Source organism: Ruegeria sp. CE9, assembly GCF_056537425.1.
The window spans coordinates 167731-192793 of record NZ_JBQFRO010000001.1; the positions used below are offsets into that span (position 1 = coordinate 167731).

The 25063-nt window shown below is 58.6% G+C and carries 24 protein-coding genes and 1 riboswitch; of the genes, 12 read left to right on the forward strand and 12 right to left on the reverse strand.

Translation table 11 applies throughout. The features are described from left to right. Nucleotides 1–161: 161 nt before the first annotated feature. Entirely contained in the window at nucleotides 162–1604 is a 1443-nt protein-coding gene (locus ACR0B3_RS00880; RefSeq protein WP_480808005.1) for a Do family serine endopeptidase, read from the forward strand. Between the two features lie 227 nt (nucleotides 1605–1831). Here the strand turns inward: ACR0B3_RS00880 and ACR0B3_RS00885 are convergent, their stop codons facing one another. The 5 genes from ACR0B3_RS00885 to ACR0B3_RS00905 all read right to left on the reverse strand — a co-directional run bounded on the left by ACR0B3_RS00885 (nucleotide 1832) and on the right by ACR0B3_RS00905 (nucleotide 6049). Then, nucleotides 1832–2500: a Crp/Fnr family transcriptional regulator gene (locus tag ACR0B3_RS00885; RefSeq protein ID WP_170719868.1), complete on the reverse strand. Its 669-nt coding sequence runs from the start codon at nucleotides 2498–2500 to the stop codon at nucleotides 1832–1834. A gap of 109 nt (nucleotides 2501–2609) precedes the next feature. Next, complete coding sequence (locus tag ACR0B3_RS00890) at nucleotides 2610–3215, reverse strand: inner membrane-spanning protein YciB (RefSeq protein ID WP_480807459.1); 606 nt, start codon at nucleotides 3213–3215, stop codon at nucleotides 2610–2612. A 16-nt stretch (nucleotides 3216–3231) separates the two neighbouring features. Next, the gene (locus tag ACR0B3_RS00895) at nucleotides 3232–4134 is read right to left on the reverse strand and encodes an EamA family transporter (protein ID WP_480807460.1); all 903 of its coding nucleotides are present in this window, start codon (nucleotides 4132–4134) and stop codon (nucleotides 3232–3234) included. A gap of 81 nt (nucleotides 4135–4215) precedes the next feature. After that, on the reverse strand, nucleotides 4216–5352 hold the full coding sequence (ftsY, locus tag ACR0B3_RS00900) for a signal recognition particle-docking protein FtsY (RefSeq protein ID WP_480807461.1): 1137 nt from the start codon (nucleotides 5350–5352) through the stop codon (nucleotides 4216–4218). A 58-nt stretch (nucleotides 5353–5410) separates the two neighbouring features. Continuing rightward, on the reverse strand, nucleotides 5411–6049 hold the full coding sequence (locus ACR0B3_RS00905; protein WP_480808006.1) for a lysoplasmalogenase family protein: 639 nt from the start codon (nucleotides 6047–6049) through the stop codon (nucleotides 5411–5413). Between the two features lie 136 nt (nucleotides 6050–6185). Between ACR0B3_RS00905 and ACR0B3_RS00910 the strand changes: the two genes are divergently transcribed. Next, nucleotides 6186–6581, forward strand: coding sequence for a hypothetical protein (locus ACR0B3_RS00910; protein ID WP_480807462.1), 396 nt, complete (start codon nucleotides 6186–6188; stop codon nucleotides 6579–6581). A 2-nt stretch (nucleotides 6582–6583) separates the two neighbouring features. Here the strand turns inward: ACR0B3_RS00910 and ACR0B3_RS00915 are convergent, their stop codons facing one another. Beyond that, nucleotides 6584–7231: a glutathione S-transferase family protein gene (locus ACR0B3_RS00915; protein WP_480807463.1), complete on the reverse strand. Its 648-nt coding sequence runs from the start codon at nucleotides 7229–7231 to the stop codon at nucleotides 6584–6586. 3 nt (nucleotides 7232–7234) lie between these two features. Then, nucleotides 7235–8719 carry an exodeoxyribonuclease VII large subunit gene (gene xseA / locus ACR0B3_RS00920; RefSeq protein ID WP_480807464.1) on the reverse strand — a complete coding sequence of 495 codons (1485 nt, stop codon included), beginning with the start codon at nucleotides 8717–8719 and terminating at the stop codon, nucleotides 7235–7237. A 74-nt stretch (nucleotides 8720–8793) separates the two neighbouring features. Here xseA and purD point away from each other — a divergent pair, with 74 nt between their 5' ends. Next, nucleotides 8794–10056, forward strand: coding sequence for a phosphoribosylamine--glycine ligase (purD, locus tag ACR0B3_RS00925; RefSeq protein ID WP_480807465.1), 1263 nt, complete (start codon nucleotides 8794–8796; stop codon nucleotides 10054–10056). A 94-nt stretch (nucleotides 10057–10150) separates the two neighbouring features. On the opposite strand, the gene ACR0B3_RS00930 is transcribed toward purD, so the two are convergent. Further along, on the reverse strand, nucleotides 10151–10942 hold the full coding sequence (locus ACR0B3_RS00930) for an FG-GAP repeat domain-containing protein (protein WP_480807466.1): 792 nt from the start codon (nucleotides 10940–10942) through the stop codon (nucleotides 10151–10153). Next, complete coding sequence (locus tag ACR0B3_RS00935) at nucleotides 10942–11265, reverse strand: 2Fe-2S iron-sulfur cluster-binding protein (RefSeq protein ID WP_170683039.1); 324 nt, start codon at nucleotides 11263–11265, stop codon at nucleotides 10942–10944. Before ACR0B3_RS00935 ends, ACR0B3_RS00930 begins: the two co-directional genes overlap by 1 nt. A gap of 342 nt (nucleotides 11266–11607) precedes the next feature. On the opposite strand from ACR0B3_RS00935, the gene ACR0B3_RS00940 reads away from it, so the two are divergent. Next, complete coding sequence (locus ACR0B3_RS00940) at nucleotides 11608–11949, forward strand: hypothetical protein (RefSeq protein ID WP_480807467.1); 342 nt, start codon at nucleotides 11608–11610, stop codon at nucleotides 11947–11949. Between the two features lie 201 nt (nucleotides 11950–12150). Here the strand turns inward: ACR0B3_RS00940 and ACR0B3_RS00945 are convergent, their stop codons facing one another. Beyond that, complete coding sequence (locus ACR0B3_RS00945) at nucleotides 12151–12840, reverse strand: glutathione S-transferase N-terminal domain-containing protein (protein WP_480807468.1); 690 nt, start codon at nucleotides 12838–12840, stop codon at nucleotides 12151–12153. A gap of 129 nt (nucleotides 12841–12969) precedes the next feature. Next, nucleotides 12970–13047, forward strand: a riboswitch (SAM riboswitch). 62 nt (nucleotides 13048–13109) lie between these two features. On the opposite strand from ACR0B3_RS00945, the gene metZ reads away from it, so the two are divergent. The 5 genes from metZ (at nucleotide 13110) to ACR0B3_RS00970 (ending at nucleotide 19672) form a co-directional block, all read left to right on the forward strand. Further along, complete coding sequence (gene metZ / locus ACR0B3_RS00950) at nucleotides 13110–14300, forward strand: O-succinylhomoserine sulfhydrylase (RefSeq protein WP_480807469.1); 1191 nt, start codon at nucleotides 13110–13112, stop codon at nucleotides 14298–14300. Nucleotides 14301–14481: 181 nt separating this feature from the next. Next, entirely contained in the window at nucleotides 14482–15585 is a 1104-nt protein-coding gene (gene folE2 / locus ACR0B3_RS00955; RefSeq protein WP_480807470.1) for a GTP cyclohydrolase FolE2, read from the forward strand. Between the two features lie 281 nt (nucleotides 15586–15866). Next, the gene (locus ACR0B3_RS00960; protein ID WP_480807471.1) at nucleotides 15867–16598 is read left to right on the forward strand and encodes a hypothetical protein; all 732 of its coding nucleotides are present in this window, start codon (nucleotides 15867–15869) and stop codon (nucleotides 16596–16598) included. 51 nt (nucleotides 16599–16649) lie between these two features. After that, nucleotides 16650–18098, forward strand: a complete 1449-nt coding sequence (locus ACR0B3_RS00965; RefSeq protein WP_480807472.1) for a TrkH family potassium uptake protein — start codon at nucleotides 16650–16652, stop codon at nucleotides 18096–18098. After that, entirely contained in the window at nucleotides 18098–19672 is a 1575-nt protein-coding gene (locus ACR0B3_RS00970; protein WP_480807473.1) for a thiamine pyrophosphate-binding protein, read from the forward strand. The genes ACR0B3_RS00965 and ACR0B3_RS00970 overlap by 1 nt, the downstream gene beginning before the upstream one ends. A 55-nt stretch (nucleotides 19673–19727) precedes the next feature. Here ACR0B3_RS00970 and ACR0B3_RS00975 read toward each other — a convergent pair whose 3' ends face one another. Continuing rightward, nucleotides 19728–21467, reverse strand: a complete 1740-nt coding sequence (locus ACR0B3_RS00975) for a serine protease (RefSeq protein ID WP_480807474.1) — start codon at nucleotides 21465–21467, stop codon at nucleotides 19728–19730. A 206-nt stretch (nucleotides 21468–21673) separates the two neighbouring features. Here ACR0B3_RS00975 and ACR0B3_RS00980 point away from each other — a divergent pair, with 206 nt between their 5' ends. Continuing rightward, nucleotides 21674–22603, forward strand: a complete 930-nt coding sequence (locus tag ACR0B3_RS00980) for a glycine--tRNA ligase subunit alpha (RefSeq protein WP_170683030.1) — start codon at nucleotides 21674–21676, stop codon at nucleotides 22601–22603. Between the two features lie 8 nt (nucleotides 22604–22611). Here the strand turns inward: ACR0B3_RS00980 and ACR0B3_RS00985 are convergent, their stop codons facing one another. After that, complete coding sequence (locus ACR0B3_RS00985; RefSeq protein WP_480807475.1) at nucleotides 22612–23244, reverse strand: MarC family protein; 633 nt, start codon at nucleotides 23242–23244, stop codon at nucleotides 22612–22614. Nucleotides 23245–23322: 78 nt separating this feature from the next. Here ACR0B3_RS00985 and ACR0B3_RS00990 point away from each other — a divergent pair, with 78 nt between their 5' ends. Continuing rightward, nucleotides 23323–23844: a DUF6446 family protein gene (locus ACR0B3_RS00990; RefSeq protein ID WP_480807476.1), complete on the forward strand. Its 522-nt coding sequence runs from the start codon at nucleotides 23323–23325 to the stop codon at nucleotides 23842–23844. Nucleotides 23845–23849: 5 nt separating this feature from the next. Beyond that, a complete protein-coding gene (gene gltS / locus ACR0B3_RS00995) occupies nucleotides 23850–25058 on the forward strand; it encodes a sodium/glutamate symporter (protein WP_480808007.1) in 1209 nt (402 codons plus the stop codon). Nucleotides 25059–25063 lie beyond the last annotated feature (5 nt).

Genomic DNA, 25063 nt, shown 5'->3' on the forward strand with positions numbered 1-25063 from the left:
TGATTTCCCCGCGATCTCGAGTTGCGGGCTTGGCCAAACTGACTACATTGGTTGCCAAGAGGGGTATCTGATCGGTACCCGCAAAAGAATTGTCGACAAGGAGACCCCAAGTGCAGGCAAAAGCGCGCAGTGTGTCCGTCCGGCGGGACGATGTTTTGGTAATGATGCGGCTGATGTGGCTGGCCTTTGTTGGGATGTTGCTGGTTTTGGCGCAATCCGTGGCCGCGCAGGCACGGGGCGAAAGTCTGGCACCGTTGGCTGAACAGATCAGCCCGGCGGTGGTGAATATCACCACTTCGACTCTGATCGAAGGTCAGACCGGCCCTCAGGGGATTGTGCCCGAGGGCTCTCCATTCGAAGATTTCTTCCGCGAGTTTCAGGATCGCAATGGCGGGGATGATGAAAACCGCCCGCGTCGTAGTAACGCGCTAGGGTCCGGTTTTGTGATCTCGGAAGACGGTTATATCGTCACCAACAATCACGTCATCGCCGAGGCGGATGAAATTCTGGTCGAATTCTTCCCCGGGGATGGCCAGCCTGCAGAAGAGCTGGTGGCCAAGGTGATCGGCAAGGATGAAAAAACCGATATCGCACTGCTGAAGGTCGAGGCCGAAGGGCCACTGAAATATGTACAGTTCGGCAATAGCGATACGGCCCGCGTCGGGGACTGGGTGATTGCGATGGGCAACCCGCTGGGTCAGGGCTTTTCTGTTTCGGCAGGAATTGTTTCGGCGCGGAATAGGGCGCTGAGCGGATCGTATGACGATTACATCCAGACAGATGCGGCGATCAACCGGGGCAACTCGGGCGGGCCGCTGTTCAATATGAATGGCGAAGTGATCGGCGTGAACACCGCCATCCTGTCGCCCAATGGCGGCTCGATCGGAATCGGATTCTCGATGGCGTCGAACGTGGTGATCAAGGTCGTTGATCAGCTGCGCGAGTTCGGTGAAACCCGCCGCGGCTGGCTGGGTGTACGCATTCAGGACGTGACGGAGGATATGGCCGAGGCGATGGGCCTCGATAAACCCGGCGGCGCGCTGATCAGTGATGTCCCGGACGGCCCCGCCAAAGAAGCGGGCTTGCTGGCCGGAGATGTGATCATCAGCTTTGATGGAGTTGAGGTCGAAGATACGCGAGGTCTGGTGCGTCAGGTGGGTGAAACCACCGTGGGCAAGTCCGTGCGCGTGGTTGTGCACCGCGATGGCGGCACGCAGACCGTGCTTGTAACGCTGGGCCGCCGCGAGGATGCCGAGCGCGCCGAAAATGGCGAGGAGCCCGAGGCCGAAGCACCTGCGCAAGAGGACAAGGATATTCTTGGTCTGACCATTGCCCCGCTGGGCGACAGCCAGCGTGAGGATTTGGGATTGGATGCCGAGGCCGAAGGGCTGCTGGTTACCAATGTGGATGAGACCTCGGAAGCCTTTGAGAAAGGCCTACGCGCCGGTGATCTTATCACCGAAGCGGGGCAGCAGAAGGTGACTTCTATCGCTGATCTTGAAGCCCGCATGGAAGAGGCGCAGGAAGCGGGGCGCAAATCGCTGTTGCTGCTGGTGCGGCGCGGTGGTGAACCGCGTTTCGTGGCGCTGAGCCTCGAACAGTAAGTTCCGCATTCAGAATAGAATATGGAAGGCCGGGCCAGTTGCCCGGCCTTTTTCATACATTGTTATGAAAAAAGCCATATGCCGGGGAAGGCATATGGCTCTGGTACAGGGAGAGGTCGGTGGACAGATATCGGGGATGATAAAGCCGACCTCCTACGGTAACAGGGTTGACCCTAGGGTAATCTATGGCTTCCGTATGTGAAGCGGATCACACCTGTGCCGAAAATTTAGATTAAATCGGATTCAGCCAGTTGGCGCAGGGCGTCGAAGTCGTGAATCTGTAGCCCGCCGCGCGAGGCTTCGACCACATTGTCGCGTTTCCAGATGGAAATGGTTTTTGATACCGCCTCGCGGGTGGCGCCCACAAATTCGGCTAGCTCGCTTTGTGAGAGCGTGATTTTTGCGTTAGGCGAGTCTTGCTGACCGGCCAGATACAACAGCCTGCGCGCCAGGCGGATTGGCATCGGCAGGAACACTTGCTCATTCAGCTGCGCGCCCATCCGGCGCATACGCACGCCTGCCAGTCGGATCAGGTCAACCGCCAGATCGGGATGTTCACGGATCTGCGCCATCACATCGCGCCGACGGACCCGAAGCACCTTTGAAGGCTCGGTGGCTGTTACGGTCGCGGTTCGGGAGTCGTTGTCAAACAGCGCGATTTCCCCAAAAACTTCACCCGGGCGCATCATGCTGAGCGACAGCTTGCGCCCGCTCATCGCAAGGAACGAAACCTCTAGATTGCCTGATAGAATGGCATAGAGCGCGTCCCCCTCATCGCCCTGCTCGAACAAGACTTCGCCTTTGTCCAGAGTGAGTTCGGTGGCCTGGGCGGCCAGCATTTCGCGAAGTTCTTCGGAAGCCTCGGAAAGGAATCCGCTGTTTGGGAAAGCCATCATACGGGCATTGGTCTCCGGGATTGAGTGGTGCGGGTGGTGACCTAACTTTTCACAGCTTTGCGCTTAAGCCAAGAAATATTGTTAGTATACCCTGCAAAACCATGAAGGTTTATTGCTGATCGGGATCATCCATATAGCTCTGGAGTATGTTGAACTGGAGCATCAGAAACGCCATCAAAGCGATTGGAAACCCAAAGGTTTCGATCTTGACCCAGAGGTCTGTCGATAGTGTGCGCCAGACCAATTCGTTGGCCACAGCCAGCGCCGCGAAGCAGGCGCAAAGGCGCCGTGTCAGGATCATCCAGCCTTCGTGGCGCATGGGCAGCATTTCGTCCAGAACGTATGCCAGATAGGACTTTCCCTGCAAAAGGCCAATGCCGAGGATGAGGGAGAAGAAGCCATAGACCAGCGTGGTTTTCATCTTGAAGAACCGCTCGTCATTGAACCACGCGGTCAGGCCTCCGAAGAAAATCACCATGAAGGCGGTGAAAATCTGCATCCGACTGAGTTTGCCGGTCAGATACCAGAGGATGCCCATGGCGGCCAGCATGAGGGGCACGAACAGGATGGTGGCGACGATGAAGCCTGAATATTCGGTGCCGCCGATCACGAAACTGTCATCACGCAGACGCAGGTAAATGAGGAAGAACGCGAGCGGAGGCCCAAGTTCCAGCACCTGTTTGAGGAATGGATTGATGTCTTTTTTCTGTGCCATGATTCCGACCTGCTGCTTACCCGCCCATTTCAACTATTACGGCGCCGAGTGCAATCAATGCCATCAATGCGATGCGCCTGGGGCCGACAGTTTCTTTCAGGACCAGCCAGCCGATGAGCGCCGCAAAGACGGTGGAGGTTTCGCGCAATACAGCGGCCTCACCAACCTTGTCGAGCCGCGTGGCTAGCATGATGGCGCCAAAGGACATTGGCGCGATGATACCGCCTGCCAGACCACGCAACATCAGGGGGCCAAGCGCGGGGCGGTGGGTCATGGCGCGGTATCGGAGTGCGGCGTAGAACGGCATCGCGGCTCCGTCGATCATGAAAAACCACGCGAGGAAGGTGAAGGGATCGGCTGTGGCGCGGATGCCGTAAGCGTCGTAGGTCGTATAAAGCGCCACGAAGAGGCCAGTGACGAGCGCCAGAGCCAGCGCAATGCCCAGCGTTTCGCGGTTGGTTTCGAGATAGCGCAGATTATAGGCGGCGAGGCCGAAGATGCCCGCCATCAGCGTAGCGACGCCAAGCCATTGGGTGACCGAGAAGGTTTCTCCGAACAGGAGATAGGCGCCAATGACAGTAAAAAGCGGGCCGGTGCCGCGCACGACCGGGTAGACGACGGTGTAGGACCCTTTGGTATAGGCGGCGGCCTGCAGGGTTTTGTAGCCGATATGGATGAGCCAGACGACACCAAAGATGGGCCACATGTAAGGCTCGGGCCACGGGACAACGAACAACGCAAAAGGCATCGCCATCAGGCAATAGCAGGCATCGATGGCGCCGCGCGACATCCATGGGTCGTGGCGGCCCTTTTGCAGGGCGCCGAACACGGCGTGCAGGAACGCGGCCATCAGCGCGAGGGCGAGGGCGAGGTGATGGCCCGCTTCGGTGCCTTCGAGGGAGATCAGCCAGTCGCTCAAATCAGGGCTTTCGCTTGGGCGGACAGGCCGGGGCTCTGCCCCCGGACCCCCGGGATATTTGTGGCCAGATGAAGGGGCGGATCAGGTTTGCAGGCCCGTCAGGGCGGCGGCGAATTCCTCGGGATCAAACGGGGCGAGGTCGTCGATTTGTTCGCCGACACCGATGGCATGGATCGGCAGGCCGAACTTATCCGCGAGTGCGACCAGAACGCCACCTTTGGCGGTGCCGTCGAGCTTGGTCATAACAAGGCCCGAGACATCGGCGAGTTTGCGGAAAGTTTCGACCTGGCTGAGGGCATTCTGGCCGGTAGTCGCATCCAGAACGAGCAGGGTATTGTGCGGGGCGGTGTCGTCAACCTTGCGGATGACGCGCACGATTTTGGCCAGTTCCTCCATCAGGTCGGCGCGGTTTTGCAGGCGGCCTGCTGTGTCGATCATCAGCAGGTCAGCGCCTTCGTTTTGCGCTTTGGTCAGCGCATCAAAGGCCAGCGAGGCGGGATCGGAGCCTTCGGGGGCGGTCAGCACGGGCACGCCCGCGCGGTCACCCCAGACCTGCAGCTGCTCGACAGCGGCGGCGCGGAAGGTGTCTCCGGCAGCGATGACGACCTTTTTGCCTGCGGCTTTGAACTGGCTGGCAAGCTTGCCGATGGTGGTGGTTTTGCCAGACCCGTTGACGCCCACGACCAGAACCACTTGCGGGCGTTTGGGGTAGAGCGGCATGGGTTTGGCAACAGGTTCCATCACGCGGGCGACTTCCTGTGCCAGCAGTTGCTTGATTTCCTGGGTCGAGAGTTTGCGGCCAAAGCGCCCCTCGGCCATGTTGGAGGTGACGCGCAGGGCGGTGTCGACCCCCATATCCGAGGCAATCAGCAGCTCTTCGAGCTGTTCCAGCATGTCATCGTCCAGCGTGCGGCGGACGACGGTCTGGGTTTCGCCGCGGTTGAACAGGCGACCCAACAGACCTTTGGATTCAGGGACTTCCGGGGGCGTTGGAGCTGGCGCAGGGTCAGCGGGAGCGGGTTCAGGAGGCTCGGCTGGTTCCGGGGTGGGAGCAGGGCTGGGCACCTCGGGAACGGGTTGCGGCTCTGGTTCGGGCTGCGGGATCACTGGATCGGGAGCGGACTCCTCGCCGCCATCCTCGACAATCGCATCCAGCCCCTCTTCGAGGCGCGAGGAGGATTTGAACAGCTTGTCCTTGAGCTTTGAAAAAAACGCCATTTTCGGTCTCCGCAGGTGTTCCCCTCACCTAATGCGGATTGGCGGCAGTTGCAAAGGGTCAGGTGAAGGCGATCAGGAACCCGGCCTGTGCACCCCAGTAGAGAGGCCAGACCAGATAGGGCGCAAGCTTCAGGGCCGGATGCTTGGCAGGCAGCAGGAACTTTTCTGTCGCAAGGATCAGGTCCGAGGCGATGAAAGCCATCGCGGCGGGCAGCGTCCACCGCAGGGCGCCCGTGTCCGGGACGGCCAGAGCCGTGACGCCCATGCCGAGGATGATCGGGATATAGGCGAGGACGGGGATCTTGAGCTCTCCGGCGCGCGGGGCGAGTAGGGTGGCCATTATGACGCCAAGGATGATGAGAGACCAGAAGATGGCCGGTTGATCGAATATCAGGGCAGGGTCGCTGCTGGGATGGGTCAGGAACAGCGCGATATAGGCCAAATGACCTGCGGCGAATGCCCCGATACCTGCCATGAATGTGCTGTCGGTTTCGCGAGATAGAAGGGCATCGCCGACAGCGCAGAGGGCGAGCGCGAGGATCAGCAACGAAGGCGCGCTTGCCAGCATTGCGATCACGGCCAGCAGGGCAATTGATACGGTTTTCAGCGTGCTGCGCAGCAAACTGGCAGGGTGCGCGGTAAGCGGCAGGTAGGCCAGCGCGCAGGCCACGGCGGCCCAAAAAAGCAGTGCTGTCATCGTGTTTCCCCGGTTTTTGTCGATCTCGCCATGATCAGGATTGTGCATCAAGGCGTGACGTAGAGTTATCTTGCCGATCTGGCCGAACAGGAAAGGTTGAATGGCGCTTGGCTGCAGCATCTGACAGACTGAGAGCATGTTCAGAGCCTTCTTGATTCTGCTGGCCCTTGTTGCGCAGCCCGTTGCGGCGCAGTCCCCCCTGACTGCGAAAGAATTTGATGCCTATACGCGCGGGAAAACACTGTTTTATGGGTTTGATGGGCAGGCCTATGGGGTCGAGCGGTATCTGCCCAATCGGCGTGTAATCTGGTCATTTCTGGATGGCAATTGCATGGAAGGGGTCTGGTACGAGTGGGAAGAGCAGATTTGCTTTGTCTATGAGGATCAATTGGCGCCGCAATGCTGGGTGTTCACCGAGTTCGGCGGCGGTTTGATCGCACAATTCGAAGGTGATCCGACTGCGACGGAGTTATACGAGGCCGAGGATATCGGCGAAGAGATGCTGTGCTATGGGCCGGATGTTGGGGTCTGACGTCAGGCGTTGGGTGGTCTGAGTTCGTCATAGTCAATCATGACATGTCGTTGAAACGCGAGTCTTTGGGTTAGTGCGTCGTAGTATCGGCGCAGATGCGGGAGCAATGCGCGGTCAATCTCGATATCATAGTACCGGTAAAGGACGTGGCCGAGTTGGATATCGGCCAGAGTGAACGCATTGTCAGCCAGATAGAACGTGTCTGCAAGCTGAGCGTCTGCGATTTCAAGTTTGGTTTCTAAATTGCTGATAGCATGACGGATTTTGGCCTCATTCTGATGTTCGGCAGCTGTGCGGACCACTTGCCAGAAAACTGGAACCGTAAAGGCCATCGCCACGTTGAGCTTGGCCCATTCCGCCCATTTGTCGATCTGCGCACGGCGGGAGGGTTCTGAGGGCCAGAAAGCGTCCTCACCATACTGAGCCGCCAAATAGCGCAGGATCGCGCCGGTTTCCCAAAGCGGTGGATCGTCGCCATCTTGCAGGACGGGGATGGTTTGGTTTGGATTCAGGGCCTGAAATGCCTCACTGTCCAGCCCACCGAATTTGTGGCCCAGATCGTGGCGCTGGTATTCGAGGCCAAGTTCGCCCACGCACCACATCAGGGCCTGTACATTCGAGGATGTTTTGCGGCCCCAGATCGTCAGCATCGGTTAGAACAGCGAACCCTGATCAGGGGGTGCTTGTTTGGATTTCTTGGGTGGCGCCTTGCCCGCCGCCCCAGTGCTGAGGCGACCGTCCGCGAATTCGATCTCAAGAACAGTGTGACCGGAGGCTTGCGCTTTGGTTGTGATGACCTCTCCTTCGGCGCGCACCACGGCGTAGCCACGCCCAAGCGTCGCCTTGTAGCTGAGCGTTTCGCGCAGGCGGTCGGTGGCATCCATCTGCTGCCGCAGGCGGTCCAGCCGCGTTGTTTGCGCGGTGTTCAGGCGTTCGGATAGACGGTCGAGGGTATCGCGGCGGGCTTCCAACTCGCGCTGGATTGGGCGCAGCGACAGTCGCGAGGACAGGTTGCGCCAGCGGTCGCGGCGCGTTTCAACAAAGCTGCGCAGGGTCGATGGGCGCAGACGGGCCGCGCTGCCGAGCAGTTTGACGCGGCGGTTCTGAACACCCCGGATCAGCGCGTTGGGCAAGCGCTCTGATATTTGATCCAGCCTTTGGCGTGGGCTTTCCAGCAACGTGTCGGGACGCGGCAGGGCGCGGGACAGATCGCGCAGGCGTTGGCTGCGGCGCTGCACGGCATCAGTTGCGGCGCGTGACAGGCGGGCGCCTTGTTCGTTGGTCCAGGCCAGAAGTTCCATCCGCACGGGCACGGCAAGTTCGGCGGCAGCGGTCGGCGTGGGCGCACGGCGGTCTGAGACATAGTCGATCAGGGTGGTGTCGGTCTCGTGCCCGACAGCCGAGATCAGCGGGATATCTGAGGCGGCAGCCGCGCGAGCGACGATTTCTTCGTTGAAGCCCCAAAGGTCCTCGATCGAACCGCCGCCTCGGGCGACGATGATCAGGTCGGGTCGGGGCAGGGCCCCGCCGGGGGTAAGGTTGTTGAAGCCTTCGATGGCGCGGGTCACTTCGGGGGCGCAGTTCGCACCTTGCACCGCGACGGGCCAGATCAGCACCTTGCGGGGAAAACGGTCGCGCAGGCGGTGCAGAATGTCTCGGATAACCGCGCCAGACGGCGAGGTCACCACGCCGATGATCTGTGGCAGATAGGGTAGCGGTTTCTTGCGCTCGGGCGCGAATAATCCTTCGGCCTCGAGCTGTTTCTTGCGCTTTTCCAGCAACGCCATCAGCGCGCCTTGCCCGGCGACGGCGACCTCATCGACGTTCAGATTGTATTTCGATTGGGCTCCGAACGCCGTCAGACGACCAGTGACGACGACCTCAAGGCCTTCCTCGGGGACGACAGAAAGACCTGAAATCTGCCCTTTCCAGGTGGTGCAGGCCAGTACGTTCCGGTCGTCTTTAATGTCATAATAGAGATGCCCCGAGCGCGCCTTGAATACGCGCCCGACCTCGCCACGCACACGGATTCGGCCAAAGGTGCCTTCGAGCGTGCGCTTCACCTCACCCGAGATGTCCGAAACGGTGTACTCGGGGGTGTTTTGGCCCGGAATCGGGTCATCAAGCAGGTCGGACATTTCAGCGCCTTGTGTCAAATCTCTGCGCAGCTTAGAACGCCGCGCAGGCAAGGCCAAGCAGATCGGAGCGTTTCATGAATATCCTCATTCTCGGTAGCGGTGGACGCGAGCACAGTCTGGCCTGGGCGGTGATGCAGAACCCCAAATGTGATCGACTGATTGTGGCTCCGGGGAATGCAGGGATCGCTCAGATCGCAGAGTGTGCGGCGCTGGATATCGAGAATGGCGGAGCTGTGGTCAGCTTTGCCGAGGAAAACGCGATTGATTTCGTCATCGTTGGGCCCGAAGCGCCATTGGCGGCAGGGGTTGCCGATCGGCTGCGCGAGGCGGGTGTGTTGGTTTTTGGTCCGTCGGCGGAAGCGGCACGGCTGGAGGCCTCGAAGAGCTTTACCAAGGAAATTTGCGACGCGTCTGGCGCGCCGACGGCGGGTTACGCACGGTTCACCGAGGCCGGACCAGCCAAGGAATACATCCGTGCGCAGGGCGCTCCGATCGTGGTCAAGGCCGATGGGCTGGCTGCCGGCAAGGGGGTGATCGTTGCGATGGATGAACAAACCGCCCTGGACGCGATTGACGATATGTTCGGCGGTGCCTTTGGCGGTGCCGGGGCCGAAGTGGTGATCGAGGAGTTCATGGAGGGCGAGGAAGCCTCGCTATTCGTGCTCTGTGATGGAGAGGACATTCTGTCGATCGGAACCGCGCAGGACCACAAGCGTGTGGGCGAAGGTGATACCGGGCTTAACACCGGTGGCATGGGAGCCTATTCGCCCGCACCTGTCCTGAGTGCCGAGATTGAGGCGCGCGCGATGGATGAGATCGTGCGCCCCACAGTGGCCGAGATGAAGCGGCGCGGCACTCCGTTTCAGGGGGTCTTGTATGCGGGTCTGATGATCAAGGATGGCCAGCCCAGGTTGGTGGAATACAATGTGCGTTTTGGTGATCCGGAATGTCAGGTGCTGATGATGCGCCTTGGCGCGCAGGCTATGGACCTGATGCATGCAGCCGCCGAAGGTCGCCTGGCTGAGACCCGGGTGAACTGGGCTGACGATCATGCGATCACGGTCGTGATGGCAGCCAACGGGTATCCTGGTTCCTATGAAAAAGGGACGGTGATCAACGGTCTGGATGATCTGGCCGAAGATAGCCGCAACATGGTGTTCCACGCGGGCACCAAGGCCGCTGAGGGTAAGATTCAGGCCTCGGGTGGTCGCGTTCTGAATGTGACTGCGCGAGGGGACACGCTGCAAGAGGCGCGGGATCGGGCTTATGGCATGGTTGAAGGTGTTGATTGGCCCGAAGGGTTCTATCGCCGCGATATCGGCTGGCGCGCGCTGTAGGTTAGCGGTCGGGCTGCGCCCGGCTTGATGATTTCGAGGCGAGGGGCCAGCCCCTCGCGCTCCCCGAGATATTTATGGCCAGATGAAGGGCGGATCAGCACTTTAGGGCGTTGGTCAGATCCTTTGGACCGTTGATGCGTCCTTGGTCCTTTGTTTGCCAGCCAAATTGGTATGAAACGCTGATGATGCGGGACCAGTCAGCGCTGGCGAGGATCAGTTCGGGTGGGCCATCACATTGGCGCAGACCGCCTGAGATGAAATCTTCTCCGATCCGATGGTTAGTGAGGCCGGGGATTGAGGCGATTTCGGTCAGAGCGCCGTTTTCAAAGCGCCAGATGCGCAGGGTTTTGGCGAGGTGCGGGCGGTCGATATAGGCGATCTCAATACGGCCGTCGCCGTCCAGATCGGCGGCCCCGACGGGTGCGAGCCAGCGGTTGCGGGTGCCGATATGCGGGGTGGCGGCGATTTTCTGACCTTTGATGTCATAGATCGCCAACTGTGCTCCGGTTTGTTGGTGCGACTCCACAACGATAAGCTCAGGTACTCCATCCTGATCGACATCGGTGAGGCGCGGTGAAAGGTCTTCGAAAACGCGGTCATTGGGCAGGCGGACTGTTACGTTCGCGGGATTTGCGGTTGCTTGTGTTTGCGAAGTCGTGGAGGCAGGTTCAGTTGCAACACTGATTTCAAGAGCGCCATATTCGATAGCATCGCCCAACACCCCATGTGCATAGCGCGTAGTTGGTTCGGTGAAGCGAGCTGATACGCTGAAATCTGCGCCGACCGCGGGAATTGCGCCGGCCAGCCACATGCATGATGTCAGAGCCGCGCCGCGTGCCCATGATCGCCACAGGCGGATGGGTGGACGCGGCGCTATTAGATGCATCAGATTTGCTTTTCGGGCATCTGGACAACCAGACCATCCAGCGCATCAGTAACCTTAATCTGACAGGTCAGGCGCGAGCGCTCCGGGTCGGGTTCATAGGCAAAATCCAGCATGTCCTCTTCCATGTCATCTTTGGTCGGGATTTTCTCGACCCAATCGGGATGGATGTAGACGTGGCAGGTCGAACAGGCACAGGCGCCGCCGCAATCGGCCTCGATGCCGGGAATATTGTTGTCACGGGCCCCTTCCATGACGGTCAGTCCGTTGGCGACCTCGACTGTGTGCTCGGTACCGCCATGCTCGACATAGGTGATCTTTGCCATTGCGTGCGTCTTCCTTTTTCGATGTTCGAATTCTTCCTTAGTGAAGGGAGGTGAGTGTTTCCAGCCTCAATTGCGACTCAGGGTGTCGCGTGTGTGGATTCGTTGCATTTGTTTGGTTTCGGTTCCGAGATTTGGCGAGGCGGCTTTGCGAGACTTTGCCGCCGTTCACTTTTGTATCATTCTACCGTTGAGTTCCTGCCATCTGAAATTGGGCAAAAGATGTACCGTTGTTACCAGCGCTTGCTCAGCTTCAAATCGTTTTGATGTAAGCAGAAAAATGAATTACTAGAACTTCATTCTAGATATTAAGTATTTCGATAGGCCAATCTTGGAATTCCAGACATGAGCGACCGCCGTAGAATGACGATGAGTGACTGGGCCACATTGGTTGTCCTTTTTGTCGTTGGGGCGTTGCTCGGGTTAGCTGTTGTCTTTTGGGTGGGATCTGAAGAGCCAGCATTCTGGCAAAGTGTCATTTACTGGTTTATTCCTATTGGCTTCATAAATACCTTTGTCTTCTTTTTGTCAGATATGTCAGCGCCCGCCTTATCAGATGAAGCCGACACCTCGCAGCGGAGTGACGCACAGGAGCTCAAACCAATGCTCCTGTTATACAGTCTGCCTGCGGGTTTTATTGTAGGTGCAGTTGGGTTCGTATTTGGCTTCAATGAGGTCTTCCTCTAGCGCTCCTAAAGCAAGGATGCCTAAAGGCTCAATTCAAAGCTCTTGGCAGTTCAAAAGCGATTTTCATAAACAAGAATGCTTGGGTTTCACGTAGTGGTGAAAACAGACAGTTGCGTGCCCAAAATCTCAGTGCCAACTGCGATTGTCGCACAAACTTGCAATGTCCAGTTCGGGCTCTAATGCGGACCTAGGCATAAGAGTTTACCGCCTGAATAAAACACCCTGAGACTGCTTGTCCCGATGATCCCCTCTTAGCTCCGCATGTAGGGCTCGACCGGCTTGCACCGCAGGGCGGGCGCTCATCATGTGCAGCCAGCGGGTGAAGTGGGGTTTGTCTTCCAGCACCTGTTGCTGGCCTTCCCACAGGCTTGCCCAACCCCAGATCGACATGTCAGCGATCGAGTAGAAATCGCCTGCGACAAATTCATGCTCAGCAAGCCTGCGATCCAGTACGCCATAGAGTCGCCCGACCTCGGAGCGGTAGCGATCTTTGGGGTAAGGCAGGTCTTGTGGCGGGTCCAATTGCGGGGCGTATTTGAGGAAATGGTGCGCCTGACCCGCCATGGGGCCGACGCCGCCCATCTGCCACATCAGCCATTCTTCGACCGCGATCCGATCGCGCTCGGTTTCGCCATAGAACCGCCCGGTCTTGCGGGCGAGGTACATCAGGATCGCGCCGCTTTCGAAGACTGAGACGGGTGCGTTCTCGGGGCCGTCCGGGTCAACGATGGCGGGCATTCGGTTATTGGGCGAAATCTTTAGAAATTCGGGGTCGAACTGGTCGCCTTTGCCGATGTTGATCAGATGGGTTTTGTAGGGCAGCTCCATCTCTTCCAGCGCGATGGACACTTTCCAGCCGTTGGGCGTGGGCCAGAAATAAAGATCAATCATGGGGCCTCCTTGGGTTGTGGCGATCATGAAGCTTTCTGCGCAAACGGCAAGAGGGCGCCGAGCCCTGTTACGAAAGCGTGACAGATGGCCGGGTGGGCTTGACGAGGTTCAGGACGCGGCGTAAACGCGTGCCTACCACGTGGCGATTTGTTACCGGATTGCGGGCCACGCTAAACAACACCGCTAAAAGGTCAGGATGAAAGACCCCTTTCGCTTGGCCGCGTCTGGGGTTTTTTGTTTGCCTCCCAAGCGGGGCTGAAAGGAATGAGATGAGCGAGAGCTGGAACAAACGTACCCAAGCTGTGCATGGCGGTATCCGTCGCAGTCAGTACAACGAGGTGTCCGAGGCGATCTTTCTGACGCAGGGGTTTGTCTACGAAAACGCCGAGCAAGCCGAGGCCCGGTTTATCGAAAGCGGCCCGGATGAGTTCATCTATGCCCGCTATGGCAACCCGACTGTTTCGATGTTCGAACAGCGTATTGCGGCGCTGGAAGGGGGCGAGGACGCTTTTGCCACGGCCTCGGGCATGGCGGCGGTCAATGGCGCGCTGACCTCGATGCTGAAGGCGGGCGACCATGTGGTTTCGGCCAAGGCGCTGTTCGGGTCCTGTCTTTATATCCTTGAAAACATCCTGATCCGGTTCGGAGTTGAGGTCACCTTTGTCGACGGCACCGATCTTGACGCATGGGAGGCCGCGATCCGATCCGACACCAAGGCGGTGTTTTTCGAATCCATGTCGAACCCGACGCTTGAGGTGATCGATATCACCTCTGTCTCGAAGCTAGCCCATGCCGTGGGCGCGGTTGTGATCGTGGATAATGTGTTCTCAACCCCCGTGTTCTCACGCGCGATCGAACAGGGTGCGGATGTGGTCGTCTATTCTGCGACCAAACATATTGACGGGCAGGGGCGCGCGCTGGGCGGTGTGATCATCGGCACCAAGGAATTCATCCGCGGCACGGTTGAGCCCTATATGAAGCATACAGGTGGTGCGCTGAGCCCGTTTAGTGCGTGGATCATGGTCAAAGGTCTTGAAACCATGGCCTTGCGTGTGAATGCGCAAGCTGACAGCGCACAGAAGATTGCAGAAGCTCTGGAAGGGCATTCGGCGCTGGAGCGGACGCTGTATCCCGGCCTGAAAACCCATGCGCAAAACGCACTGGTGCAAGAGCAACTGGGCGGCAAGGGCGGCACGGTTCTGTCGCTGGACATCAAGGGTGGCAAAGCGGCGGCATTTGCGTTCCTGAATGCGCTGACGATCCCTGTGATCTCGAACAATCTAGGCGATGCCAAGTCGATCGCAACCCACCCGGCCACAACCACCCATCAGCGACTGAGCGAAGATCAGCGCGATGAGTTGGGTATCACTCCGGGCCTGATCCGCCTGTCGGTGGGGCTGGAAGATACTGGTAATCTGTTGGCGGATATTGAACGCGCTTTGGCCATCTCGCAGAGCTAGGACTGCGCTGATAACCCATGATCAGGCGGGTGTGATCCGCCTGATCGGGCGCTTTTGGTTGAAAAGTGACGGTTTTTCCCATCTAATTTCGATCCGGGATGATATTTGGCGCGTATCGTTCCGGACTGGTAATTAAACCTCGGTCGTATATAACCGACGGCCTAGCAAGGGATCCGTGCCAATGAACATTCATCCGCGCGATATCAACGAGACACCCGATCACGACCAAGCCGCCGCAGCGCTCAAGGTGCTGCGCGAATGGGCGAAATCGGCGTCGGCTGCAGAAATCAGTCAACTAGACCCGGCCGTTGCGCAGCTTGTTCCGGGGCTGTCTCAGGCAGAATATCCTGCCTTATCACGCGAATATCCCGAAGGGTTTGAGGCGGATGCAGCCTACAAGGCCACCTTGCCTGATCTGCAAAATGGCCCATCCAGCCTGATCCGGGGATCGAAGCAGCAGATCCAGCATGTCGGCATTTCGAATTTCCGCCTGCCTATCCGATTTCACCGCAAAAGCGGTGCCGAGCTGACGCTTGAAACCTCAGTCACCGGGTCGGTCAGCCTTGAGGCCGAGAAGAAGGGCATCAACATGTCCCGGATCATGCGGTCGTTCTACAAGCATTCCGAGCGGACATTTAGCTTCGAAGTAATGGAAGCAGCGCTGAGCGATTATCTGTCCGATCTGGACAGTCTGGATGCGCGCATTCAGATGCGGTTTTCCTATCCCGACAGGATTGACAGCTTGCGCTCGGGCCTGTCCGGCTATCAGTATTATGATATCGCGCTGGAACTGGTCGAGCGGGGTGGAGAGCGCCTGAAGATCATGCATCTGGACTATGTCTATTCCTCGACCTGTCCCTGCTCGCTGGAGCTGAGCGAACATGCGCGCGCCACGCGGGGGCAGTTGGCAACGCCACACTCACAGCGCTCGGTCGCGCGTATTTCGGTTGTTGTAGATTGCAACGCCGATTGTCTGTGGTTCGAAGACCTGATCGCGCTGTGCCGTCGGGCGGTGCCGACCGAGACGCAGGTGATGGTCAAGCGTGAAGATGAACAGGCCTTTGCCGAGCTGAACGCAGCCAATCCGATCTTTGTTGAAGACGCCGCGCGTCTGTTCTGCGCCGAGCTTCAGGCCGACCATCACGTCGGCGATTTCCGCGTGATTGCCAGCCACCAGGAAAGCCTGCACAGCCATGATGCGGTGTCGATTCTAACCGAGGGTCCCACCTTCGACTCGGCCAGCCTGGACCCGCGTTTGTTTACGACCCTGTTCCATGTCGGCTGATTGACCCAGCGGAAGATGCTGTAAAAACAGTCAAAACTCGGCCATTGGCGCTTTATTGCCGCAATGCAGCAAATATTGCTGCATCTGCGTTGTGAATCGCGTTAAATTATCCCGGAGTGCAGCTGCTGCATACCCAAGAGATCATTGGGGTGTAGCCTGAAAGGAAGCCGGGACGTGCCACGCTTTGGACCGCGAACCTGCAATCCCGCCCGGACGATTTGGGTGGGTAAGGTCCTTTACTCTCTTTCCGGCTGCCTCTGTTTTGTCAGGAGAAACATGCAATGAATCCGATTTCCCAACCGCTTGAGTTTCAGGCAGCGGCCATCCGTATGGCCGGATATGCGATGGTCAGCCAGATGGAGATCATGCAAATCATGACCCGCGCGGCGTTTGAACTGCCAATGACATCGCTGAAGACATCAACCACAGCGCAAGCGCCAGCGGCGCGCAAGGCGGCGCCGGCGAAGCCAGCCGTCGCCAATCGGGCGAAGCCTGCCGCTAAGCCAAAGGTTGCGGCGTCAAAGCCGAATGTCGCCGCGAAACCTAAGCCCGCGCCCAAGGCGAAGGCTGCGCCCAAGGCGAAACCTGCCGCTGTTAAGGCGGCACCTGTCGCGAAGCCCACGCCAAAAGCGGCTGCCACGAAGCCGGGTGCGAAATCAGCCGCAGAGCCGAAGGCTGTAGCTGCCACAAAACCGGCAGCAGCCGTTAAACCCAGTGCTCCGAAGCCAACCGCTGCTGCCAAGCCTGCTGCTAAAGCGGCGCCTAAACGTGTTGCAGCAAAGCCCGCTGCGGCGAAACCGTCTGTCGCCAAGCCTGCGGCCCCAAAACCGATTGAGACCAAAGCTGCTGAATTCAAATCGGTTGCTGCAAAACCCGCTCAGCCCAAACCCGCACCCGCGAAGGCAGCCCTGGAAAAGCCAACCACAGAGGCGACCGCACCCGCCACGCGTCGCACCCGTGCGCCGTCGAAACCCCTGGCAATGCCGGCCGCTGCTGAGAAATCAGACAGCTAAGAGGGATCATCTGCTTGACACTGTCGGGCTGGCGCGCCAACGCTGCCCGTCATGATGGATCTTCGCCCGGTCGGATATGTGATTGGCCTGTTAGTCGCCATACTTGGGGCGACCATGCTGCTGCCGATGCTTGTCGATTTTGTCGAAGGACGCGGCGAATGGCATGTTTTCTTTGAAAGCGCGGTCATCACGCTGCTGACCGGCAGTGTTCTTGCAATGAGCTGCTCGAACGGAGTGGGCGAAGGCCTGACCATCCGCCAGACCTTTTTGCTGACCTCGGGCGTTTGGGTGGCGCTGCCGGTATTTGGCGCCATCCCGTTCATTTTCGGCGAGACTGAACTGCGCTTTGTCGATGCCTATTTCGAAGCAATGTCGGGGCTGACTACCACAGGCTCGACCGTGATTTCCGGCCTTGATGATTTGCCTCAGGGTCTGCTGTTGTGGCGCGGCGTGCTGCAATGGCTGGGCGGTATTGGCATCATCGTCGTTGCCATGGTGTTTCTGCCCGAATTGCGCGTTGGAGGAATGCAGATCTTCCGCTCGGAAGGCTTTGAGACGATGGGGAAAATCCTGCCGCGTGCGCAGGAAATCGCCGGGCAGATATCGTTGATCTATGTGTTTCTCACTTTTGTTTGCGCGCTCGTTTATGCCGGATTTGGCATGAGCTTTTTTGATGCCGTCGTGCATTCCATGACCACAATCGCCACAGGTGGGTTTTCGAACTACGATAGCTCATTCGCGCGTTTTTCGGGTCCGATGGAATATGCTGCGGCCGTTTTCATGATCCTCGCGGCGTTGCCGTTTGTGCGCTATGTGCAATTGGCCAACGGCAATACAAGCTCGCTGTGGAAAGACAGCCAGATAAGGGCTTTTCTGGCGACCATTGTGGTTCTGGTGGTGGCGATGTCGGTGTTTCTGACCTCGGTCTTTCCGCACCATTGGGAACGGGCATTTCGCGAGTCGCTGTTCAACATAACGTCGATCATTTCGGGCACCGGCTATGCCAGTGTCGATTATATGGGCTGGGGCAGCTTTCCGGTGATGCTGTTCTTTCTGATCGGGCTGATAGGCGGGTGTGCGGGATCGACCGCGTGCTCGATCAAGGTGTTCCGCTATCAGTTGCTGTTTGCGTCGATCAAAACCCAGATCAGCCGCATCCGCTCGCCTCATGGTGTGTTCGTACCGCGCTATGACGGGCGACCTATTAGTCGCGACGTGCTGACCTCGGTCATGAGTTTCTTTATGTTCTTCGCGCTGTCGATGGGGGTTCTGTCGTGGGCGCTGGCGCTAACCGGGTTGGATTTCATCACTTCGGTTTCAGGGGCTGCGACTGCGCTGGCCAACGTAGGGCCGGGGCTTGGGGATCAGATCGGACCTGCGGGCAATTTCGCCGGTCTGAATGATAGCGCCAAATGGTTGCTGACCATAGGCATGCTGGTCGGGCGGCTTGAGCTGCTGGCCGTCTACGCAATATTTACCGTTCAATTCTGGAGAGACTGATGAAAAGACCCCTTGGGGCGCAAATCTCGCACATGCTGAAAGATCGCGGTGTCGATGTGATTTTTGGCATTCCTGGCGTGCACAATCAGGAAATGTATCGCGGCATTGAGGAGGCGGGGATCACCCACGTTCTGGCCCGGCACGAGCAAGGGGCCGGGTTTATGGCCGATGGGTACGCCCGTGCAACAGGCAATCCCGGGGTCGCCTATGTGATCACCGGTCCAGGCCTGTGTAATATCATGACACCGATTGGGCAGGCCTATTCGGATTCGGTGCCAATGCTGGTGTTGTCTTCGTGTCTGAGCGATGTTCAGGCGCAGCACGGTCAGCTTCATCAGATGAAAGATCAACGCGCTGCGGCGGATACGGTGGCTGACTGGTCCTATCAGGCAAATGACACGCAGGCTGCCTATGGGCTGATCGAGCGTGCCTTCGAAGAGTTTGAGCTTTCACGCCCGCGCCCTAAGCATATTCAGGTTCCTATTGTGCAGCTAGAGGGAGAAGCTGAGCCCGCACCGTTCCCGAACCAGCCTGCTTTGCGTAACAAAAGCCATCCGCCGGATGTCGCGCCTGTATTGTCTTTGCTCAATATCGCGAAACGGCCGCTGTTCATCTTGGGTGGTGGCTGTCGGTCGAACCTGTGGCGGCAGATCCTGACCCAGCTTGGCGCGGCTTGTTTCACGACCTATGCCGGGCGAGGGCTGGCCGGGGTAAACTATCCGCTTGATTTTGGTTCCATGCTGCCCCGGCCGGGCAGCGCCGAGGTGATCGCGTCAGCCGATCTGGTCGTTGTCGTAGGGGCCGAGCTTGGCGAAGTGGATCTTTGGCGGCGTGATCTGGGGCATACCGCGAACATGGTGCGCGTAGATCTGGACCCACAGGTTCTGTCAGATCACCACCGCGCCGCGGTGAAGCTGCAGACAGATGGTGAAAGCTTTGCCCAAGCACTGTGGTTCGCAATCGACCAGATGAAACCGGCCACGGGTTGGTCCGCGGATGAGGTACGCGATGCGCGCGCGCGTTGGCGGGCTGAGGTGAATGCCGAACGCCCAGGGATCGTGCCAGTGGTTGATGCGCTAAGGGCGGCCATGCCGCCGGATACGATGATCTATTCGGATATGACGCAATTTGCTTATGTCTCGAAAGAAATCTGGGATATGGCCTTTCCCTATCATTGGCATCACCCGACCGGCTTTGGCACCTTGGGTTACGCTCTGCCTGCCGGGATCGGCGGCGCGGTCGCACGGCGCGGCAAACCTACTGCGGTGATCGCGGGTGATTATGGGTTTCACTACACGATGCAAGAGCTTGGCGTGGCTGTGGAACTGGGGCTTTCGCTGCCCATTATCCTTTGGGACAATGGCAAGTTGAAAGAGATTGAGGACAGCATGGTGCGCGGGCAGATTGCACCGAACGCGGTGATCGCGCGCAACCCGGATTTCTGCAAACTGGCCGAGGTATTTGGCGCGCATTCGGCTGCGCCAGCGTCACTGGATGAGATGCAAACAGCTGTTCGCGCCGCTTTCAAGGCCGATGGGCCAACGCTGATCCGGATCACTCCAGAAATTCTGTAGACACAAGAAAGGCGCTGCATTTGGATGCAGCGCCTTTCTCTGAACTTTTAGTGGCTTAATCCCAGCAATGCACCAGAACGGTCATCCCGTTGGCGCGGCGGCTCAGCTCATTTGGTGAAATCCGTGATGAAGCTTGCGCGGATTGGCCGGAAATGCCGGCTTTGGTCAGCACATCCGTCAGACGTGCGACATTGGCGGCCAGGCTGACCGAGCCGGGCAGGGCGCGACCGTCGGACGGGGTGGGCAGCAGCATGCCAACGACACTGCCGCTGTCATCAAAGACTGGTCCACCCGCATCCCCCGGCTGCGCGGCCAGGGCGAGGCGTTTGACACCATCTTCGCCGTTCAGGCCGCGAATATCGGCGATCTCACCAAAGGTTAGGGTTGGGGCGCCCAAAGCACCCTCGTAAGAAAAGCCCGAGACGGCAATCTGAGATTGAATGCGCGGAACCTCTGCTTGGAACTCGGCGACACTGATTGGGGCGAGCGTCTTGCTGGGGCGCAGAACAGCGACGCCAAGATCGGCATCCTGCCATGCCACCTGAACCTCTTGATCACCATCCAGCGTGATGCGGGTGCAGTTGTTCGCGGCCTCGGTGACGGTGAGAACCGTGCCGTTGGCATCCGCAAAGAATCCGGAGCGCGACAGGCGCGGTTTGCGAATTTGCAGGCCCGAGATCAGATCGATGCGCTGTTCGGCGTCAGCACCGGCACCGGCATCCAGCACGGCGTCAGTCAGGGTGAAGCTGGTGCGCATTGCAGCCAGAACTCGAGCGCGACGCGCCTCATCACCTTCGGGCCAGACCAGCGTGAACCCCTTGATCTTGCCTTCGTCCAATGCTGCCTGGGTGAACGAGACAACGCCCTTGCCACGGCCTTCGATGGTGAAGCTATTGCTGCGCAATGCGCGCTCACCTTCGAGCGGAACAATTTCGAGCGATTGCATCACCTGATAGAGCGCCCGCAAGGTTGCGGCAGAGCCTTCCTGAGAGATCAGCAGCGCCTTGGCATCCACATCGGATTTGGGTTTGAAATGGGCAAAGGGGGCCTCATAGCGGTCAAACTCAAGCGCGCCCAATGGCATGTCCATGTCGATCCCAGCCTGCGGATCGGAATAGCGGGCCATCCCGACGCTGATCAGCGGGGCGTTATAGTCCTCCATCAGTGTTTTTCGCTGTAGGGTGGTCAGAACGCCGGTCGCCTCAAACCCGTTGAAGCTTTGCCAATCGCTCATCGAGCGGCGTGTGCCCTGACCAAACGCGCCGTCGATGGTGGAGTTGTAGAACCCTGCCGCTTGCAGGGCTGTTTGCAGGTCCCTGCGTTCCTGCGCTGTCAGCAGCCGTTCGCCTTGCAGCGCTTGCGACCGCGTTTCGTCAGCCGCTTGTGGCGTCAAACCGGCCAGAGATTGGTCTGGCTGCGGCTCAGGCTGGACCGGGGCGGTGACCACGCCGCGGTTCAGAATGTTTGCGCCGACGGGCCAGAACTGCTGCCCCAGCGCGCTGCTAAAGGCAATGTAGCTGTCCGAGGGAATTTGACGCTCGGCCCGATAGACGCGCAAAACCTGTTCGGCATCCTCGCGCAAATAAGGCCCAATAACAATGGCATACCAGCCAGAGTTCAGCCGAAACCCGTTTACATCGGGCAGGGCATTTGCATAGGCCTGCGCCCGTTCCTGAGCTTCACGCAGCGAAGGCTGCGCCTCAACCTGAACCCAAACGCCAGCGTCTTGCTGGGCAAAGGCGGCGCGCAGGCCGAAGAGAAAAAAGAATGTAATAACCGTAAATACGCGTGTCATTGTCTGCCCGTGTTCTGCAGTGTTTTCACTTTGGCGCAGAGTACGCGGAATCGCGACCCGATGGCCATGCCCGGATTACGGGGAATTCTGTGTGTGGCTGCGCAGTGACAGCCTGTGCCCATTGGCCCGTTGACGCCCTTCGGCACCTTGCATAGGAAGGGCCGAACCCACCGGAACCGGGCGCTTGGACGTCCAAGGGAATTGACATGACTGAACCCAACAGCGCACCCCGTTCATTTCAGGAGATTATCCTGCGGCTTCAGACCTATTGGGCCTCGAAAGGCTGTGCGATATTGCAACCTTATGACATGGAGGTTGGCGCGGGCACGTTCCACCCGGCAACCACCCTGCGCGCATTGGGGTCCAAAGCGTGGGCTGCGGCCTACGTTCAGCCTTCTCGTCGCCCGACTGATGGGCGGTATGGTGAGAATCCGAACCGGCTGCAGCACTATTATCAGTATCAGGTGCTGATCAAACCCAGCCCGCCGGATTTGCAACAGCTGTATCTGGGCAGCCTTGAGGCCATTGGCGTGGACATGGAGCTGCACGACATCCGGTTCGTCGAAGATGACTGGGAAAGTCCGACCCTGGGTGCTTGGGGGCTGGGCTGGGAGGTCTGGTGTGACGGAATGGAAGTCAGCCAGTTCACCTATTTCCAGCAGGTCGGGGGGCATGACTGCACGCCGGTCTCGGGCGAACTGACCTATGGCCTGGAGCGTCTGGCCATGTATGTGCTGGGCATAGACCATGTAATGGATATGCCATTCAATGACCCGCAATCGCCCAGCCCGCTGACCTATGGTGATATCTTCAAGCAGACCGAAGAAGAATATGCCCGCTGGAACTTTGACGTGGCAAACACCGAAGTTTTGTTGCGCCATTTCGAAGAGGCCGAGGCCGAATGTGCGACCATTCTGGCGCAGGAACACGACGACCCGAAAACCGGCAAGCGCATCATCATGGCGCACCCGGCTTATGATCAGTGCATCAAGGCGAGCCACATCTTCAACCTGCTTGACGCGCGGGGTGTCATTTCGGTCACCGAAAGGCAGGCCTATATCGGTCGTGTCCGCGCACTGGCCAAGCAGTGCGCCGATGCGTTCGTGCAGACCGAGGCCGCCGGGTTCGAGGTTTGATGCAACGCCTAGGCCAGACCGGGCAACAGTGCTTTCAGGCCGTCCGCGATCATGCTGATTGCGATAGCCGCAAGGATCATGCCCATGAAGCGGCTCATGATTACACGAGCATTGTCCGACAACCGTTTGGCCAGTGCCGAGGCGTTCCAGAACGTGACCAACAGCAAGGCCAAGACGAACAGAAATACGCCTGCATAGACAATGGCTTCGACCGGATTCTTGATGTGATGGGCATACAGGATCAAAGTGGTGATCGTACCGGGCCCGACCAGTATCGGAAAGGCCAAGGGATAGAACGCAACCGTTTCGGGCGCCGGGTAGGATTTCTTTTCTCCATCGGTCCCGTGGTGCGAGCTGCTTTCGTTTCCGTTCAGCATGTTCAGGCCGATCATCAGAACGACAAGGCCGCCAGCAGCGCGCAGATCATCAACGCTGATGCCGAACAGCCCAAGTGCCTGACTACCAATCGCGGCGAAGGCACCGCCAAGGATCGTGCAGTAGAGCGCGGTTTTCACGGCCACTTTGCGTTGATCCGAAATGGTCAGGTCTTGCGTAACACTCAGGAACACAGGCAGGTTGGTGACCGGATTCATGATCGCGAACAATGCGCCGAAGAATCCGACGGCAAGGGTGGTTTCCATGCTTTTAGCCTCGTTTCTGCCTGTAAGTATTGGGAACCTGTCCCATTTTCCGCGAACTTGAAAGAGGCGGCGTAGACGATGACTGGAAAACTGCTTGCGCTGATCCTTGTGATTTCTGCCGCTCTGGCCGGTGCCGGGATGTACTATCTGCAGGTTTACGGGTTCTATTATCAGGTCGAGCCGCGCCCGGGGCAGGATGTGGTCTTGCTGGCACAAGGGGCCGATACGCCCGAGACAATCGCGTATTCCGCCTTTCAGGCGATTGACGCCGACAGCTCTCCGATCCGGTACCGGGCTTGCTTCGAAACCGATTTGACGCCGGACGAGTTGGCTGGGTTTACCGCGGTTGAGAACCCCGAACCGCTCACCGCTCCGGGATGGTTTGACTGCTACGACGCGGTCGCGCTTGCCGATGCGTTGAAAGCAGGGCAGGCAAAGGCTTACATGGGCACCAAGAACATCCACTATGGGGTCGACCGTATCGTGGCTGTCACACAAGACGGCAAGGGCTTTGTCTGGCATGCGCTGAACAATTGCGGCGAAAAGGCCTATGACGGCACGGTCGTGGGCGAGGAATGCCCGCCCAGACCCGAGGGCTGATACATATGGGGTCGGTCGTTGAGATATCGGATTTTCTGACCGCGACGCTGGGCTTTGCGGTCTATCTGCTGGGCGCCGAGATCAATGCACGCGTTGCCCCCTTGCGCAGCTTCAATATCCCCGAGCCTGTGACCGGAGGCCTTTTGGCCTCACTCGTGGTGCTGGCCTTGTATCTGGTTTTTGGAGTTGAGCTGTCCTTTGGGCTGACCGCGCGGGATTTCCTGCTGGTTTTGTTCTTTGCAGGAATTGGGTTGAACGCCCGATTGGCTGACCTAATTGCAGGTGGCAAGCCGCTGCTTTTGCTTCTGATTTTGACACTTCTGACCATCGTCGCCCAGAATGTGATCGGCGCAGCAGGGGCCGCTATGTTCGGTTATCCGGCGCAGGCCGGGGTGCTGTTTGGCTCAGCCGCGCTGATCGGTGGTCATGGGACCGCGATCGCCTGGGCGCCCGAGGTTGCAGCGGCCACAGGTCTGGACGGTGCAACCGAGCTTGGCGTCGCCGTTGCAACGCTGGGCCTTGTGCTGGCCGCTTTGGTCGGGGGGCCGATTGCGCGGCTGCTGATCGAGGGGCGCAAGCTCAGCCCCAGTCGACCCGAAGAAGAACACACTGTGGGTCTGCCCAATGAGGTCGATCAGAAATCCGAGATCGATCATCTGACGATCATGCGGGTGTTGCTGTATCTCAACCTTGCGATCATTTCAGGCGCGATCCTGAGCGAAGCAATCAGCGCCGCAGGGCTGAAACTGCCGCTGTTTGTGCCCTGCCTGATCATGGGGATTGTGATTGCGAATCTCCGCGCCATGTTCGCACCGAATGCAAAGCCGGTCTCGCGCACGCCCTCGCTGGCGTTGATCTCGGAATTTGCTCTGGGCGCGTTCCTTGCCATATCGCTGATGAGCCTGCAACTGTGGACGATCGCGGAGTTGGGCCTCGCCATCGCGGTGATTATGACTGCCCAAACCCTATTTACCGTCGCTTTTGTGCTGTGGGTTCTGTTCCCGCTTATGGGATCGAACTACCGCGCTGCCGTGCTGGCGGCTGGCTTTGGCGGCTTTGCCTTGGGTGCAACCCCCACCGCAATTGCAAATATGACCGCTGTAACCAAGCGATATGGCCCGTCGCCTATTGCCTTTATCGTGCTGCCCCTTGTATCCGCCTTTTTTGTGGATATCGCCAATGCCATCGTCATCCAGACGATCGTGAGTTTCTAAGGACT

What these genes read in the sequence shown, in the direction of transcription:
- ACR0B3_RS00880 (WP_480808005.1), top strand. Translation starts at nt 162, where the DNA reads ATGATGCGGCTGATGTGGCTGGCCTTTGTTGGGATGTTGCTGGTTTTG.
- ACR0B3_RS00885 (WP_170719868.1), bottom strand. Translation starts at nt 2,500, where the DNA reads ATGATGGCTTTCCCAAACAGCGGATTCCTTTCCGAGGCTTCCGAAGAA.
- ACR0B3_RS00890 (WP_480807459.1), bottom strand. Translation starts at nt 3,215, where the DNA reads ATGGCACAGAAAAAAGACATCAATCCATTCCTCAAACAGGTGCTGGAA.
- ftsY (WP_480807461.1), bottom strand. Translation starts at nt 5,352, where the DNA reads ATGGCGTTTTTTTCAAAGCTCAAGGACAAGCTGTTCAAATCCTCCTCG.
- ACR0B3_RS00905 (WP_480808006.1), bottom strand. Translation starts at nt 6,049, where the DNA reads ATGACAGCACTGCTTTTTTGGGCCGCCGTGGCCTGCGCGCTGGCCTAC.
- ACR0B3_RS00910 (WP_480807462.1), top strand. Translation starts at nt 6,186, where the DNA reads ATGTTCAGAGCCTTCTTGATTCTGCTGGCCCTTGTTGCGCAGCCCGTT.
- ACR0B3_RS00915 (WP_480807463.1), bottom strand. Translation starts at nt 7,231, where the DNA reads ATGCTGACGATCTGGGGCCGCAAAACATCCTCGAATGTACAGGCCCTG.
- xseA (WP_480807464.1), bottom strand. Translation starts at nt 8,719, where the DNA reads ATGTCCGACCTGCTTGATGACCCGATTCCGGGCCAAAACACCCCCGAG.
- purD (WP_480807465.1), top strand. Translation starts at nt 8,794, where the DNA reads ATGAATATCCTCATTCTCGGTAGCGGTGGACGCGAGCACAGTCTGGCC.
- ACR0B3_RS00930 (WP_480807466.1), bottom strand. Translation starts at nt 10,942, where the DNA reads ATGCATCTAATAGCGCCGCGTCCACCCATCCGCCTGTGGCGATCATGG.
- ACR0B3_RS00935 (WP_170683039.1), bottom strand. Translation starts at nt 11,265, where the DNA reads ATGGCAAAGATCACCTATGTCGAGCATGGCGGTACCGAGCACACAGTC.
- ACR0B3_RS00940 (WP_480807467.1), top strand. Translation starts at nt 11,608, where the DNA reads ATGAGCGACCGCCGTAGAATGACGATGAGTGACTGGGCCACATTGGTT.
- ACR0B3_RS00945 (WP_480807468.1), bottom strand. Translation starts at nt 12,840, where the DNA reads ATGATTGATCTTTATTTCTGGCCCACGCCCAACGGCTGGAAAGTGTCC.
- metZ (WP_480807469.1), top strand. Translation starts at nt 13,110, where the DNA reads ATGAGCGAGAGCTGGAACAAACGTACCCAAGCTGTGCATGGCGGTATC.
- folE2 (WP_480807470.1), top strand. Translation starts at nt 14,482, where the DNA reads ATGAACATTCATCCGCGCGATATCAACGAGACACCCGATCACGACCAA.
- ACR0B3_RS00960 (WP_480807471.1), top strand. Translation starts at nt 15,867, where the DNA reads ATGAATCCGATTTCCCAACCGCTTGAGTTTCAGGCAGCGGCCATCCGT.
- ACR0B3_RS00965 (WP_480807472.1), top strand. Translation starts at nt 16,650, where the DNA reads ATGATGGATCTTCGCCCGGTCGGATATGTGATTGGCCTGTTAGTCGCC.
- ACR0B3_RS00970 (WP_480807473.1), top strand. Translation starts at nt 18,098, where the DNA reads ATGAAAAGACCCCTTGGGGCGCAAATCTCGCACATGCTGAAAGATCGC.
- ACR0B3_RS00975 (WP_480807474.1), bottom strand. Translation starts at nt 21,467, where the DNA reads ATGACACGCGTATTTACGGTTATTACATTCTTTTTTCTCTTCGGCCTG.
- ACR0B3_RS00980 (WP_170683030.1), top strand. Translation starts at nt 21,674, where the DNA reads ATGACTGAACCCAACAGCGCACCCCGTTCATTTCAGGAGATTATCCTG.
- ACR0B3_RS00985 (WP_480807475.1), bottom strand. Translation starts at nt 23,244, where the DNA reads ATGGAAACCACCCTTGCCGTCGGATTCTTCGGCGCATTGTTCGCGATC.
- ACR0B3_RS00990 (WP_480807476.1), top strand. Translation starts at nt 23,323, where the DNA reads ATGACTGGAAAACTGCTTGCGCTGATCCTTGTGATTTCTGCCGCTCTG.
- gltS (WP_480808007.1), top strand. Translation starts at nt 23,850, where the DNA reads ATGGGGTCGGTCGTTGAGATATCGGATTTTCTGACCGCGACGCTGGGC.